Source organism: Vibrio alfacsensis, from assembly GCF_019670485.1.
Lineage (GTDB): Bacteria > Pseudomonadota > Gammaproteobacteria > Enterobacterales > Vibrionaceae > Vibrio > Vibrio alfacsensis.
Map to the genome: position 1 here is coordinate 1,206,920 of NZ_AP024166.1, position 14,858 is coordinate 1,221,777.

General features: G+C 46.0%; 13 protein-coding genes. 8 read left to right on the forward strand and 5 right to left on the reverse strand.

Features of this window, described 5'->3' with window-relative positions; genetic code table 11:
* Positions 1-55 precede the first annotated feature (55 nt).
* Complete coding sequence (gene ppsR, locus VA249_RS19965; protein WP_128813293.1) at positions 56-889, reverse strand: posphoenolpyruvate synthetase regulatory kinase/phosphorylase PpsR; 834 nt, start codon at positions 887-889, stop codon at positions 56-58.
* A gap of 180 nt (positions 890-1,069) precedes the next feature.
* On the opposite strand from ppsR, the gene ppsA reads away from it, so the two are divergent.
* Positions 1,070-3,439 (forward strand): phosphoenolpyruvate synthase, encoded by a 2,370-nt coding sequence (gene ppsA, locus VA249_RS19970; RefSeq protein ID WP_221070612.1) that lies wholly within the window; start codon positions 1,070-1,072, stop codon positions 3,437-3,439.
* 211 nt (positions 3,440-3,650) lie between these two features.
* A complete protein-coding gene (locus VA249_RS19975) occupies positions 3,651-4,430 on the forward strand; it encodes a lipid-binding SYLF domain-containing protein (protein WP_221070613.1) in 780 nt (259 codons plus the stop codon).
* A 183-nt stretch (positions 4,431-4,613) separates the two neighbouring features.
* Here VA249_RS19975 and VA249_RS19980 read toward each other — a convergent pair whose 3' ends face one another.
* From VA249_RS19980 to VA249_RS19990, 3 genes are read right to left on the reverse strand one after another with little or no spacing between them, the layout of a single operon-like run.
* Positions 4,614-5,459 carry a DmsC/YnfH family molybdoenzyme membrane anchor subunit gene (locus VA249_RS19980; RefSeq protein WP_221070614.1) on the reverse strand — a complete coding sequence of 282 codons (846 nt, stop codon included), beginning with the start codon at positions 5,457-5,459 and terminating at the stop codon, positions 4,614-4,616.
* Position 5,460: 1 nt separating this feature from the next.
* Entirely contained in the window at positions 5,461-6,075 is a 615-nt protein-coding gene (locus VA249_RS19985) for a DMSO/selenate family reductase complex B subunit (RefSeq protein ID WP_128813297.1), read from the reverse strand.
* Between the two features lie 9 nt (positions 6,076-6,084).
* Complete coding sequence (locus VA249_RS19990; protein WP_221070617.1) at positions 6,085-8,532, reverse strand: DmsA/YnfE/YnfF family dimethyl sulfoxide reductase; 2,448 nt, start codon at positions 8,530-8,532, stop codon at positions 6,085-6,087.
* 307 nt (positions 8,533-8,839) lie between these two features.
* Here VA249_RS19990 and VA249_RS19995 point away from each other — a divergent pair, with 307 nt between their 5' ends.
* From VA249_RS19995 to tyrS, 4 genes are all read left to right on the forward strand, one after another.
* Positions 8,840-9,424: a molecular chaperone TorD family protein gene (locus VA249_RS19995; RefSeq protein WP_221070619.1), complete on the forward strand. Its 585-nt coding sequence runs from the start codon at positions 8,840-8,842 to the stop codon at positions 9,422-9,424.
* Positions 9,424-9,960: a 4Fe-4S binding protein gene (locus tag VA249_RS20000; protein ID WP_221070622.1), complete on the forward strand. Its 537-nt coding sequence runs from the start codon at positions 9,424-9,426 to the stop codon at positions 9,958-9,960. Before VA249_RS19995 ends, VA249_RS20000 begins: the two co-directional genes overlap by 1 nt.
* A gap of 97 nt (positions 9,961-10,057) precedes the next feature.
* On the forward strand, positions 10,058-10,879 hold the full coding sequence (locus VA249_RS20005) for a response regulator transcription factor (protein WP_221070624.1): 822 nt from the start codon (positions 10,058-10,060) through the stop codon (positions 10,877-10,879).
* Between the two features lie 82 nt (positions 10,880-10,961).
* Positions 10,962-12,218, forward strand: coding sequence for a tyrosine--tRNA ligase (gene tyrS / locus VA249_RS20010; protein WP_221070626.1), 1,257 nt, complete (start codon positions 10,962-10,964; stop codon positions 12,216-12,218).
* 81 nt (positions 12,219-12,299) lie between these two features.
* Here the strand turns inward: tyrS and VA249_RS20015 are convergent, their stop codons facing one another.
* Positions 12,300-12,659, reverse strand: a complete 360-nt coding sequence (locus tag VA249_RS20015) for a DUF6559 family protein (protein WP_221072257.1) — start codon at positions 12,657-12,659, stop codon at positions 12,300-12,302.
* A gap of 129 nt (positions 12,660-12,788) precedes the next feature.
* On the opposite strand from VA249_RS20015, the gene VA249_RS20020 reads away from it, so the two are divergent.
* Complete coding sequence (locus VA249_RS20020) at positions 12,789-13,670, forward strand: LysR family transcriptional regulator (RefSeq protein ID WP_221070627.1); 882 nt, start codon at positions 12,789-12,791, stop codon at positions 13,668-13,670.
* Between the two features lie 104 nt (positions 13,671-13,774).
* Complete coding sequence (locus tag VA249_RS20025; protein ID WP_221070629.1) at positions 13,775-14,857, forward strand: efflux RND transporter periplasmic adaptor subunit; 1,083 nt, start codon at positions 13,775-13,777, stop codon at positions 14,855-14,857.
* Position 14,858: the final 1 nt, after the last annotated feature.

A 14,858-nucleotide genomic window follows, 5' to 3' on the forward strand; every position in this document is an offset into this window, starting at 1 on the left:
CTCTGCTCCGCTATACCCCGCTAAACAATAACGTAGACGCAAACTATCCAAGACTCTAAAACAAACGGCGCTTCATACCGGCTTTTTCCATAATGCGAGTGGTAATTTCTTCTACCGATAAAGATGATGTATTGATATAAGGAATCGCCTCTCTTCTAAACAACGCTTCTACCGTATCAAGCTCTAATTTGCATTGCTCAGTACTTGCATATTCACTGCCCGATAAACGGTTCTCTCGTATTTCCGTTAAACGCTCTGGGTTAATCGTCAAACCAAACAACTTATGACGGTGGATTTCAAACTCAGGTAGTAAGCGCATTAAGCTAATGTCTTCAGCAATAAATGGGTAGTTCACCACACGTAAACCAAACTGCATTGCCATGTACAAACTAGTAGGCGTCTTCCCGCTGCGTGACACCCCAAGCAAAATAATATCGGCCTCTTCTAATCCTTTTAGAGTAATCCCATCATCGTGAGCCAAGGTATATTCAATTGCAGCAATACGATCAAAGTAGGTATCAGAATCTTTCCCAACGCTACGTGAGCGTTGCAGTTTGGGTTGGGGCTCCATTTGAGTATCGTCTTTAACTCTCTGTACGATGCTTGCCAATACATCATAAGAAAATGCGGGGGCTTTAAGCAGTAACTCACGAACATCGGGCAGAACGATGGAAAAAAACACGAGTGGTTTGACACCGTTACGCTGGTAGGAAGTTTCAATTTCTTTGACAACGTCGGCCACTTTGTCTGGCGTTTCGACAAAAGGAAAGGCTTTTTCATTAGGGATGAATGGAAATTGCCCTAAAACAACGTGCCCTAATGTTTCGCATGTGATCGCCGTACCGTCAGAAACATAGAACACATCACGACTTTGGTTATTAATTTGCATTTCTGTTTAGATTTTCAAAATCATTTGATTAGGATTAGCAACATAATACTAACAAATAAGTTTGGCTTTCAGTTATGTTCACCACAAGGTTGAAATTTATTTCGCTTTTTTTTCAATCCGAGCGTAAACGATTGCCTTTAAGTCCCCCTACAAAAGCTGCAATGTTTCTGGAGAAAAAACATGCAAAAGAACACCCTCTGGTTCAATGGTCTATCCATGGATGATGTCGACAAAGTCGGCGGTAAAAACGCGTCACTTGGCGAAATGGTTTCTAACCTAGCTAATGTCGGTGTTTCTGTTCCCAACGGTTTTGCGACTACCTCGTTCGCGTTTAACCAATTCCTTGATCATGATGGTTTGGATGAACGGATCCACCAACTACTCGATGAACTGAATGTTGAAGATGTTGAAGCCCTGCGCAAGACTGGTGCTACCATCCGTCAATGGGTATTAGACGCCCCTTTCCCTGCGGAATTAGAACAAGAAATTCGCGAGAACTATCAAGAACTCACAGACAATCACCCGGAGATTTCGGTTGCGGTTCGCTCCTCAGCAACGGCAGAGGATCTCCCTGATGCCTCTTTTGCCGGTCAGCAAGAGACATTCCTAAACGTAAAAGGCATTAATGCTGTTTTAGAAGCAACCAAGCATGTATACGCATCGCTGTTCAACGATCGCGCTATTTCTTACCGTGTTCACCAAGGCTTTAATCACCGTGGTATTTCGTTATCAGCGGGTATTCAGCGTATGGTGCGCTCAGACAAAGCCTCTTCCGGCGTCATGTTCACCCTAGATACCGAATCTGGCTTCGATCAAGTTGTGTTCATCACCTCTTCTTGGGGCTTGGGTGAAATGGTGGTGCAAGGCGCAGTAAACCCAGATGAGTTTTATGTTCACAAGCCAATGCTTGAAGCGGGTCAGCACCCTATCGTAAAGAAAACTTTTGGATCGAAACAGATCAAAATGATCTACGCCAACAGTCAAGAAATTGGTAAACAAGTTGAGATCATCGATACGTCGGCGGAAGAACGCAATACTTTTTCTTTAAACGACGATGAGATCAACGAGCTAGCAAAGCAAGCGATGATCATCGAAAAGCACTATCAACGTCCGATGGATATTGAGTGGGCGAAAGATGGTATCGATGGCAAACTATACATAGTGCAAGCCCGCCCAGAAACCGTGTGCTCTCAAACTGAACAAAGCGTGATTGAACGTTATGAACTCAACAATAAAGCAGAGGTATTGGTTGAGGGGCGCGCTATTGGCCAACGCATTGGAAAAGGTCCTGTTCGCTTGGTTGATTCGCTAGACCAAATGTCACTGGTGCAAAATGGCGATGTGCTCGTCACAGATATGACTGACCCAGATTGGGAACCTGTGATGAAGAAAGCCTCTGCCATCGTTACCAACCGCGGTGGCCGCACTTGCCACGCCGCGATCATCGCACGTGAACTTGGTATTCCAGCTATCGTTGGTTGTGGTGACGCCACCAGCAAGTTAACTGATGGAGAGACGGTGACTGTGTCTTGTGCTGAAGGGGAAACGGGCTATGTTTACCAAGGCGATCTAGACTTTGAGATCAAACGCTCTGCTGTTGATGAGCTGCCGTTGCTGCCAACTAAAGTAATGATGAACGTAGGTAACCCAGATCGTGCATTCGACTTTGCTCAGATTCCAAACGAAGGCGTCGGCTTAGCGCGCCTTGAATTTATCATTAACAAGATGATAGGTATTCACCCGAAAGCTCTGCTGAACTTCGATGCACAAAGCGACGAACTAAAAGCAGAAATCACTGAGCGCATCCGTGGTTACAAAAACCCGATTGATTTTTACGTCAGCAAGCTAACAGAAGGCATCGCAACCATTGCGTCTGCATTCTGGCCAAAGCGTGTGATCGTACGTATGTCTGATTTTAAATCGAACGAATACAGTAACTTGGTTGGCGGTCAAGGTTATGAGCCACATGAAGAGAACCCAATGCTGGGCTTCCGTGGGGCTTCTCGTTACATTTCTCCAGTGTTTGAAGACTGTTTTGAACTAGAAACCCAAGCGATCAAACGCGTTCGTAATGAGATGGGGCTGAAGAACGTTGAAATCATGATCCCATTCGTGCGCACTCCAAGCGAAGCGGCATCCGTTATCGACTTGCTTGCGAAATTTGATCTGCGCCGTGGCGATCAGGGCCTGAAAGTGATCATGATGTGTGAACTGCCGTCCAACGCAGTACTTGCAGAAGAATTCTTGAAGTACTTCGATGGCTTCTCGATTGGCTCAAACGACATGACTCAGCTAACTCTTGGTCTTGACCGCGATTCCGGTGATGTCGCTCACCTATTCGACGAGCGCAACCCAGCGGTGAAAGCCATGCTGAAAATGGCGATTGATGCTGCCACCAAAGCGGGCAAATACGTTGGTATCTGTGGTCAAGGTCCATCCGATCACGATGACCTTGCAGAATGGCTAATGGAACAAGGCATCAGCTCCGTTTCACTTAACCCAGACACGGTTATCGATACTTGGTTAAAGCTAGGTAAAGTGAGTAAGTAGACGACGCTACCCTAGTCACCATATTGTCCCAAGAATATAACTCTCACGAAATTAGCCCTCAAGTTTTGGAATTTGAGGGCTTTTTGTTTCTCAATCAGGTTATATCTACATGGGTTCGTGACAGTCATCCCAGCCCAACAAGGGCATCAATTCTCCCTGCCTAAATTTTCACCTAGAATAAAACAATATGATTTCATAAAAGAATGGACCAATGAAAAAGCCTCTTGCTCTCATCACTACTTTAACTTTACTCGCCTCTCCTGCTTATGCCGATTGGGACGATATTTCAAACAGCCTTTCAGATCTAGGAGACGCCGTCTCTGAAACCGCCAAAGAAACTTGGGATAGCACCAAGGAATTCTCAAAACAAGCTTGGCAAGATTTCACCAATTGGTCTGAAGAAGCGATTAATACCGCAGGTGAATGGACCGATGCTAGCATCGAAACCAGCAAAGAATGGATAGACACGGCAGACAAGAAAATTGATGAACTGATGGAAGGTGATACCCCAGAAGAAGCGCGACAAGCCATTGATTTGATGGCAGACAGTACTCTCCTCAAGCTATTCAACGAAAAGCCTGAAGCCAAGGATCTTTACGACAACGCTTATGGTTATGCGGTGTTTGATTCACGCAAGCTCTCTTTAATGTTTCATACCAACTCAGGCTCCGGCGTCGCGGTCAACAAGTCGACAGACAAACACACTTACATGAACATGTTCGGTGCGGGCGTCGCACTTGGCGTAGGGGGTAAGTTCTATCAGCAAGTCGTATTGTTTGAACAGGAAAAAGACTTCAACACCTTTGTCGAAGAGGGGTGGGAAGCCTCAAGTGAAGCCTCTTTCGTTGCGGGTGAAGACGGTGAAGAGATGAGCGCACAGTTCAACAGCGGCGTGGCAGTGTATCAACTCAACACCACTGGTTTATTGGTTGATGCAAACGTCTCTGGCTCAAAATACTGGGTCAACAAAGAGCTGACCAATTCACAGTAATGTCGCTCAAATAACGACACGACAATAGCCTATATGAAAAAGCCCCACTCACTGTAGCGGGGCTTGATATCATATTAGCCTTGATTGCAAAAATATTGGTTAGTGAAGCAATTTGCTCGCTAAACAATTTACAATCGAAACAAATTCAGTCGCTAAGCTCTTTGATCGCTCAACAACACATTTCTACATGCCGGCTGTCATGTGCATGCCGTAAAACACGCCACGACCAATCAGTTCAGATACAACGATCAATGCAAACGCGATTGCCATCGGTGCCGCTGTTACTGGCGTGCGTCGAATGACTGGCATTAGCCACAAAGCAATACCCGCAGACAATAGCACTAAGCGTGTTGTCTGTAGCGAACTGAAATCAGGAACAACAGACAGTGCAGCCGTCACGCTGGTTTCAATAGAGCCTAGGTGAGCAGTCAATTGCATCACTACGATAGCAACCGCAAACAAACCGACTAAGCCCATCACTGGTAGCACTTTATCCGCTGCTGCGTTGTCATGGTTCGCAAGAGATAACAGTAACTGGGCCAGTGCGGTACCGCTAACTAGCATGGTTACCACAAATGCTGCTGGTGTTAGTGACGTATACCAAGTTGGTACGGTATCAATCATGTATACCATCGCCATTGCGTACATAAACACAATGCCAACCACCATTGCACCAATCATTAGCGCTTTACGAATCGCTTCACTGCCTTTATCCAACACAGATAGTAGCCAAAACAGCCCACCTAGAGCAAAGAATACGCTGCCTGACGCAATCTCATTCGATAGCCAAGAACTGCCAACCATATTCAGTGCATTCATTGCGCGCAGTGGACTACCTAGGTGCATGATTGAAGCAAGGAAACCCAGCCCCATCACCGCCCAAAGACCGAACATCACTTTGTGCAGACGTTCTTCAGCACCCGATGAAAGCTGCTTAGTCAAAAGCATTGTCGCTAAGACCAAGAACGCACCTACTGACGTTTGTGCCAATACCGTAAAAACGATAAGCGGCCATTCATGCCATGCCATATTAGACCTCCTTCGGATTAGCCAAGTAGCCCGTGGTGTCTCCACAAGGGCGCGCATGGCGGTTCGGTTTGATAACAATATTTGGTAGCGTCAATGATGCAGGTGGCAGCGGCGCAACCTCGGCATTTGTGCCATATTTCACACGTAACTCATCGATAGGACCAAACTCCAGCGCACGCAGTGGACAAGAGTCCACACACACAGGGTTAAGACCTTCAGCCACGCGTTCATAACAGCCGTCACACTTCGTCATGTGACCTTTTTCTTTGTTGTACTGAGGTGCGCCGTAAGGACACGCCATAGAACAGTACTGACAACCGATACACTTATCAGTATCCACGACTACAAAGCCATCTTCACGCTTATGCATCGCACCGCTTGGGCATACCTTGGTACACGCAGGGTTGCTACAGTGGTTACAAGCCATTGATACGTAGTAGGCAAACACGTCTTGACGCCACGTGCCGTTGTCTTCTACCCAATTACCGCCTGCGTATTCGTAAACACGACGGTAGTTACGACCCACATCTAGGTCTTTGTTGTCTTTGCAAGAAAGCTGACACGTTTTACAACCGGTGCACTTACTTGAATCAATATAAAAGCCGTATTGTTTCATGGTTTAACCTTATGCCTTCTTCACCAGTTGAACTTCTACTAAGTTGGTATGCTGAGGGTTACCCTTAGCCAGCGGACTTGGACGATGAGTCGTCAACACGTTAATACAGCCGCCTTTATCCACTTTGTTCTTATCTGGTGCGTACCATGCACCCTCGCCTAGCGCTACCACGCCTGGCATCATACGTGGTGTCACTTTCGCTGGAATATGCACTTCACCACGGTCATTGAAGATACGGATCAAATCGCCGTTTTCGATGCCACGCTGCTGCGCATCTAGTGGATTGATCCACATTTCTTGGCGCGCCGCTTCCTTGATGATGTCAACGTTACCGTAGGTTGAGTGACAACGTGCCTTGTAGTGGAAACCTGTCAACTGCAGCGGGAATTGATCACGCTTCTTCGAGTCCCAACCATCAAAAGTCGATACATAGATTGGCAGTGGGTGGATCACTTCGTCTTCTTGTAATTCCCAAGTCGACGCGATGTTCGCTAGACGCTCTGAATAGATCTCAATCTTGCCTGATGGTGTACCCAATGGGTTATTTTCTGGATCTTCACGGAACGCTTTGTAAGCAACAAAGTGACCATTTGGATCGCGACGTTTGTAGATGCCAAGCTTACGCATGGTTTCAAAATCAGGCAGTGTTGGGTCTTGCTCACGAGTTAACGCGTAAAGATGACGTAGCCAACCTTCTTGGTCACGACCTTCGGTAAACTGCTCGCCGACACCCATGCGTTTTGAAATCTCAGAACAGATCTCGTAGATACCTTTCGCTTCAAACTGAGGCTCAATCGCTTTATCAGCAAAGATAAAGTAAGGCATGTTCGCAGCTTTCGTATCCATACAGAAGTCAGCTTGCTCTGATGTGGTTAAGTCAGGCAGTACAATGTCAGCGTATTTCGCCGATGACGTCATATGGTTATCAATCACCACAATCAACTCACACGCTTTATCATCTTGCAGGATCTCATGCGTCTTGTTGATATCTGAGTGCTGGTTGATGATGCAGTTGCCTGCGTAGTTCCAAATCATCTTGATTGGTACGCTTAATTGTTCGACGCCACGAATACCATCGCGAGTTGCCGTCATTTCAGGACCGCGAACGATAGCGTCTGTCCAAAGGAACATTGGAATCGACGCTTTCACTGGGTTCTTAAGCGTTGGGAAACGCACAAATGGGATGTTGTAATCCGATTCACGAGCACCGGTACCACCACCGTTGATACCTACGTTACCGGTCAGTAGTGCGAGCATAGCGATCGCACGTGCCGCGATTTCGCCGTTAGCAGTACGCTGTAGGCCCCAACCTTGAAGTACCGCACAAGGCTTGGTTGAACCAATTTCACGTGCAGTCTTAATGATTGTATCAACTGGGATACCTGTGATTTTCGCCGCCCACTCCGGTGTCTTAGCAGTACCATCAGGACCTTCACCTAAGATGTACGACTTGTAATCGCTTTTCGCTGGTGCTGACGCTGGTAGCGTTTTCTCATCGTAACCAACACAGTATTTATCTAGGAAAGGCTGATCGACTAAGTCTTCCGTGATCATCACGTAAGCCATCGCCGCAATAAATGCCGCATCGGTACCCGGACGAATTGGAATCCACTCATCTTCACGACCACCCGCAGTATCGGTGTAACGTGGGTCAATCATGATCATGCGAGCTTTTGAACGCTCTTTAGACTCCATCAAATGGTGAATAAGACCACCACCCGACATACGCGTTTCTGCTGGGTTATTACCAAACTGAACGATAAGCTTAGTGTTCTCTAAATCAGAGAATGAGTTACCGTAAGCCCAACCACCACCGTAGGTGTAATCCAGGCCTACTGTAATTTGTGCCGTTGAGTAGTCACCGTAGTGATTTAGGTAACCGCCACTTAGGTTCATCATACGGGCGATCAATGAACTGCCTGGAGGCCAAGATTTGGTTACTGTACCGCCTAGCGTACCTGTACCGTAGTTTAGGTAAATCGCTTCGTTACCATGATCTTTGATGATTCGCTTCATATTGTTCGCGATTTCATCGTACGCTTCTTCCCAAGTAATGCGCTTGAATTTACCTTCACCACGCTTACCTACGCGCTTCATTGGGTACTTCAAACGATCTGGGTTGTAAACGCGACGGCGCATAGAGCGACCACGCAAACAAGCGCGCACTTGGTGATTACCGTATACGTCATCGCCGGTGTTATCAGTTTCGACCCATTTGATCTCACCATCAACAACATGCATGCGCAGCGGACAACGGCTACCGCAGTTTACGGTACACGCACTCCACACTACTTTTTCTTCAATCGCTTCATTAGTGGCAGCAGCAACAGGGCTTGACTTAAAAGGGAGTGAAATTGCGCTGGCAGTGGCAGCCAGTCCACCGACGGCACTTGAAGACTTGATAAAATCTCGTCTCGTAAAGCCACCGGTCATTAATGCTTTCAGTGTTTTTTTCATAGGACAACTTCTCAATGGTTGTGAGAAAAGACTCTGTGGTCTTTGCAGCCCTCCTTTTACCCCTTTAGGAGTAAGGTTAATATTGCGCTTAATCAATGTTTTTTCCGTGCTACTCAAGAACTCACCTATCAAATTTCATAAATGAGATCTCGTTCATATTTTTGAACTAGTTAACATAATTTAAAATAATTAATCGAAATAGTTCGCATTATTGAGTGTGCACTATTGCATTTAATTTTTGACCAAACGCATTTATTTCAACCCTTGAAGCGGGTATGCTCGGCAAAAACATAACGCAGTTTTACTTATGCAATACGAAATTACGCTGTTTCGCCTATTGGGCGGCCTATGCTACTACTCTCCAAATTCTGAAAGTGGTCAACAGATCTTAAGTGCATTTGCGACACAAGATGACGAATTGTTAACAAACCTCTCGACTCTGGCGCAAAGCATCGAAAGTGATATTCTCGAAGCCGACTACTTCAATTTACTGCAAGGCAGCGGAGATATGCCATGCCCACCTTGGGGCTCGGTTTATTTAGACAGAGAAAATGCTCTATTCGGATCTTCTACGATTGAATATCGTGAATTTACGCGCCAACTTGGAATGGAATGCGATACCGGACTGCGTGAACCGGAAGATCATATTGGCTTAATGCTGATGTTGGTTTCATTACTGCTTGAGCAAGACAACGTCGAGCAAGCCAAGCAACTTATCAGCCAACATTTAATGCCATTCGCCCCAATCATGCTTGAAAGCATGCAGCAACACGCTGAAACCGAGTTCTATCGCCAACTTGCCGCTTTTGTCCTTGCTTGGCTTAACTTCTACTGCGAAGAGCATCAATTGCAAATCGTTGCGCGCCGTAACTACTGGCAAGAGGCAGAGTAATGAAACCAGACAGTATCGAATTAGCGATTGAGCTTAATGAAATGAACAGCAGTCGTCGTGGCTTCTTTCGTGCTGTCTCAAGAGGCGTGACCCAGTCTATTGAAGAACCAGTGGCGGTCATTAACGCTTCTCGACCTCTCGGTGCTGTTGAGGAAGAGTTGTTTAATCGCTTATGTACTCAATGTGGTGACTGCGTCACTGCTTGCCCGCAAAGTGTATTAAGCATGCAAGCTAATGGGCCTTGCATGGATCTCAGCCTCAACCACTGTAACTTCTGCCATCAGTGTATTACAGTTTGCCCAACGCAAGCTCTAAACATACTCAATACGACAGATACCGGTTGGCGACCAACATTCAGCCAGAGCTGCAACGCTCGTCTGTTTGGTAACTGCCAAGAGTGTGTCGATGATTGTCCTAAGCAAGCTCTAACGCTGCCCGATGACGCTACACCTGCCCTAAATGAGAACTGCAATGGTTGTGGTGAGTGCCTATCTAGCTGTTATATTGGCGCAATCACACTGATGGAAAAGAGTTAACCCCTCACGGTTAAGAGTCAGGGTTTCGCTGATGACTTTGGGATAACACCCTATTGCGTTATGCTTGTTTCTATTCATATCAAACTGTCTAATCAACATGCCAAACGACGCATTCAATACACAACTTGCAGAAACAATTTCTGCACTAAACTCTCCAAGTTTCACGCCCAAACTGATGCGTGTAATTAGTTCATTATTGAGTTTTGATTGCGCGGTGATCCTTGGCTATCGCGAGGGCAAGCACCCCATCTATCTTTATGATTCGCTTGAGAATGAACGTGAACTTTTGTTCCAGCGTTATCTGACCACGTCATTCCAAAATGACCCGTTTTATCAAAAACTTAACGCAAACAAAGAGCAAGGTATCTTCACGCTTAAAGACATGGTAGGTAAAAACGTTGCAAGCAAAGATCTCGACTACCAAGCCTATTGCGAACAGTTTTATAATCAAACGGGTTGGAAAGACGAACTGAGCATACTCATTGAAATAGAACCTACACGTTGGGTCATGCTCTATTTCGGCTTTATGCAAGACGACAAACGCTTCACCAAACCGCAAATTGCAAAGCTAACGTCTTATTTTTCCATCATTCAGTCCTTGTGCCAACAACACTGGAAGCAAACCGAATTCACACTTTCTGAGCCGGTCTTCAACCCAACCTTGCACTCCGGGCAAATGCGTGACGCCATTGAGAAAGCATTGGCCTCATTCGGTCAAACCATATTGACCAAACGAGAACAAGAAATTGCCTCTTTAATCACCCAAGGTTTTGATAGTAAAGAGATAGCAATAAAGCTCAAAGTCACGGAAGGCACCGTCAAAAACCACCGAAAACGGATCTACGCTCAATTAAAAGTCGCATCACTGAGTGAACTTTTCCAACTGTTTCTCAATCACCTCATCACACAATCAAGATAACAAACCATCCCTTTAGGGATATATCTAGATTGTGCATCGGCCCTTACTCTAAATGCATTGAAATGACATTGAAGATAAAGCGATGACACTGATTGAAGATTTACAAGCTCGCGGTCTAATTGCTCAAGCGAGTGATTTAGAACAAGTTCAACAACTGCTATCCGAGCCACAAACGCTTTACTGTGGCTTCGATCCAACGGCTGGCAGCCTGCATATTGGTCACCTTGTACCACTTATTATGCTAAAACGCTTTCAAGATGCAGGGCACCAAGCCATCGCTTTGATTGGCGGCGCAACCGGCATGATTGGTGATCCAAGCTTTAAAGCGACGGAGCGCAGCTTAAACTCAGAAGACGTTGTCACAGGTTGGGTGCAAGACCTTTCCAATCAAATCCAACATCTGATGAATAACCAAGTCAGCAAGCCAATGATCATGGTGAACAACGCAGATTGGGTGAAACAGATTAACGTGATCGACTTCTTCCGTGACGTAGGTAAGCATTTCTCTGTGAATACCATGATCAGCCGTGAATCAGTAAAGCAACGCTTGCAACGCCCAGACCAAGGCATCTCGTTTACCGAGTTCAGTTACGCATTACTTCAATCTTACGACTTTGCTGAACTGAACCGCCAATACGGCTGTCGTTTGCAAATCGGTGGTAACGACCAATGGGGCAACATCGTCAGTGGTATTGATCTCACTCGCCGCCAAAACGGTGAGCAAGTATTTGGTCTAACACTGCCTTTGATCACGAAATCCGACGGCACCAAATTTGGTAAAACGGAAGGCGGTGCAGTGTGGCTTGACCCAACAAAAACTTCGCCTTATGCGTTCTACCAATTCTGGTTATCAGCAGAAGATGCGGATGTTTACCACTTTCTACGCTACTACACGTTCTTGAGCTGTGATGAGATCTCAACCATTGAGGCACAAGACAAAGAGAGCAAAGGCAAACCGCAAGCACAGCGTATCCTAGCAGAGCAAATGACGCGTTTTGTACACGGTGACGAGGGCTTAGCAAGTGCAGAGCGAATCACTCAAGCAGTATTTAGTGGCAATGTGCAGCAACTCAGTTTGAGCGAACTAAAACAGTTAGAGCTCGATGGCTTGCCAAGCATGCAAAGTGCTGAGCAAGATTTGGTTGAACTGCTGATTGAATCAAACTTGGCAAACTCAAAACGCATTGCCCGCGAACTGATTGGCAACAATGCCATTAGCGTAAACGGTGAAAAAGTTGATGCCGAAAATCCGAGTTTGAACTTCCCACTGTTCGACCAATACTGGTTATTGCAACGCGGTAAAAAGCACTTCTGCTTAGTCAAGCGTCTGGAAAAATAGCGTAAAGAAACCTAACGAAAAAGCGAGGCCATCAAAGACCTCGCTTTTTGCTTGTTTATAACTTTCATAATTAAAGTACCGCTAATATCGACTATTCATACCAAGTCGATGCGACATATCATCATCCATTCGTCCGCCTTTCCAACCACCAGAACCTAATAGATTTAGCACATCTTGTGCGGTGTACTCATTGCCACCAAAGAAGTCATTCGAGACATCAGCGCGCAGAGAGTCAAGTTGAGTATGTTTTTCTAAGTTCAGATCCTGAGGGTTGGCATAAAGTGCCAAGGCAATTTGTTGCTGACGCTTGCTCAGCCCACTTGTACTACTTTGCACTTGCCCGACAGAGAAAAATTCACGGCTTCCATATCCTCTTATTAGCCTTGCAGAAAGTAACTTAATAACCTTTTTGACTCGACGACGTTGGATAACTCTCAGCACATTCATTCCCTACTTATCTTTCTTGAAAAGTGTCTGTTATCAAAAGTGACGTTATGTTTTGTGCATAACGGTGTGATGCTTTAGAGTGTCACGGTTTAGTACAGTGTTCAATAAGCATGGGGCACCAGAGTGAAAATCGACGATCTCAAACTGTTTATGAAAGTGGTAGAACTTGGTAGTTTTACCGCAGCAGCAAACGCATTAGATTTACCTCGCGCAAATGTGAGTCGACGAATTGGAGAGTTAGAACACTCTCTAGGAGCGCAACTGTTCCACCGCACAACGCGCAGTTTATCACTCACTAATAGCGGCGAAATGTACTACGAGAACCTAAAAAAAGCACTCACTATGCTTGATACCGCCAATGAACAAGTCAGCAATGATACCAACGAAGTACGTGGGCGAATCAAGCTTGGTTTATTACCAGAAACCGATGAGTTAGTGCGTCCGATACTGTTCGATTTTCACGATCAATACCCTCATGTTGAACTAGATATCCGTAACATAAACAACGGCTTTAGTGACATGTTCCAACAAGGTTTGGACATCGCGTTTCATGGTGGCGCTTTATTCGATTCAGATATCGTAGCGCGCAGGTTGTTAACCCTCGATCGTTGTTTAGTCGCCTCTCCAAGTTACCTGCAAGCCCACGGTACGCCAGAGACTCTCGAACAACTCAACGCCCATCAGTGTGTCTGTTTTCGCTGGCCCAATGGCGATGTGGATAACGTATGGCACTTCCAAGAACAAAGCGTGCAACTCAGCCCCAAGCTTATCTCCAATAACATTGGCTTTATTAAGAACGCGACCATTTTAGATCGCGGTATCACCTTTATGCCCAAGCTACTCGTAAAGCGTGAATTGGAATCGGGTAGTTTGGTACAACTATTGTCACAGTATTCAGTCACTGAAGAATCGGGGTGGTTGCTTTACCCTCAACCCAAAACATTGAGTCAGGCGAGTCGTTTACTTATTGACCATTTGATCAGGGAAATCCCAAAGCTCGTTTGAGTTTAAAACATTGTCTCATTTTTTGAGACAGTGAGTCACAAGCACGAGTGATTATCTGAACACTGTGCAATTGTATGATGGCACCAAAATCATGGAGCCATCGTATGAATCGTCTATTCAAAACTACTGCATTAGGTGCCGCGACATTGGCACTGTTTGGCTGTAATCAAAGCCAAACCACGTTCACCGAACCAGAGTCCCCTCGCCCAATTCAAGTTGTTGAAGTCACGGGTGAAAACACGGCATTGAACAAATCGTTTAGTGGCATTGTTCAAGCAAAAGAGACCGCATCCCTTTCTTTTCGCGTTCCAGGCACCGTTGACCGCGTTTTGGTGAAGAAAGGCGATCATGTCGAGAAAGGACAGATCATTGCTACGCTTGATCCTCACGATTACCAAGTTTCTTTGGAAGAACTTCAAGCGCGCATGCTAGAAGCAAAGTCGGCACATAAACTGGCAAAGGCTGAGCTAAAACGCGTTAAGCAAGCCACCGATGATGACGCGATTGCTAGTGTGAATTTGGATCGAGCCATCAGCGGTTATGAGCGTAGTTTGTCTGCGGTTAAAGTGGTAGAGAAGAATATCCAACGCGCGGAAGATGCCTTGGCTTACACTACGCTGCGTGCGCCATTTTCCGGCAGCATTGGTGAAGTACGAATCGACGCATTCGAGCAGACATTGCCGGGCGTTAGTGTCGCCACTCTTCAACAAGACGGTCAGTGGGAAGTGGATATCGACGTGCCTGAGAACATGATTCGTCAGTTTAATCTTGGGCAAACAGCGGCACTGTCTTGGTATGGTTCAGAGCAAACATATCGTGCGAACGTCGCTGAAATCGCGCCTAAAAAGCATCTCATCAAACAAACTTACCCTGTCACTCTAACTATCGATTCGATTTCTAGCGAGCTGTTCAATGGCAAAGCCGTTACGGTAACAACCTCATTTCAGCCAGATCAATCCAGTCATTGCTTCCCCTATTCTGCGATTTTAGGTGAAAAGAAAACACTACACGTCAATGTCGTTCGTGACGCTATCGTGCACACCGAGCCAGTGAGCTTGCAATCCATCGACTCTCATCAAGCTTGTGTCTCTGGCGCTTTCCACCAAGGCGACTATGTGGTCATCAGCGGCACTCATTATCTTCAAGCTGGCGACAACACGCCGAATTTAACCATCAAAACGCTATAGG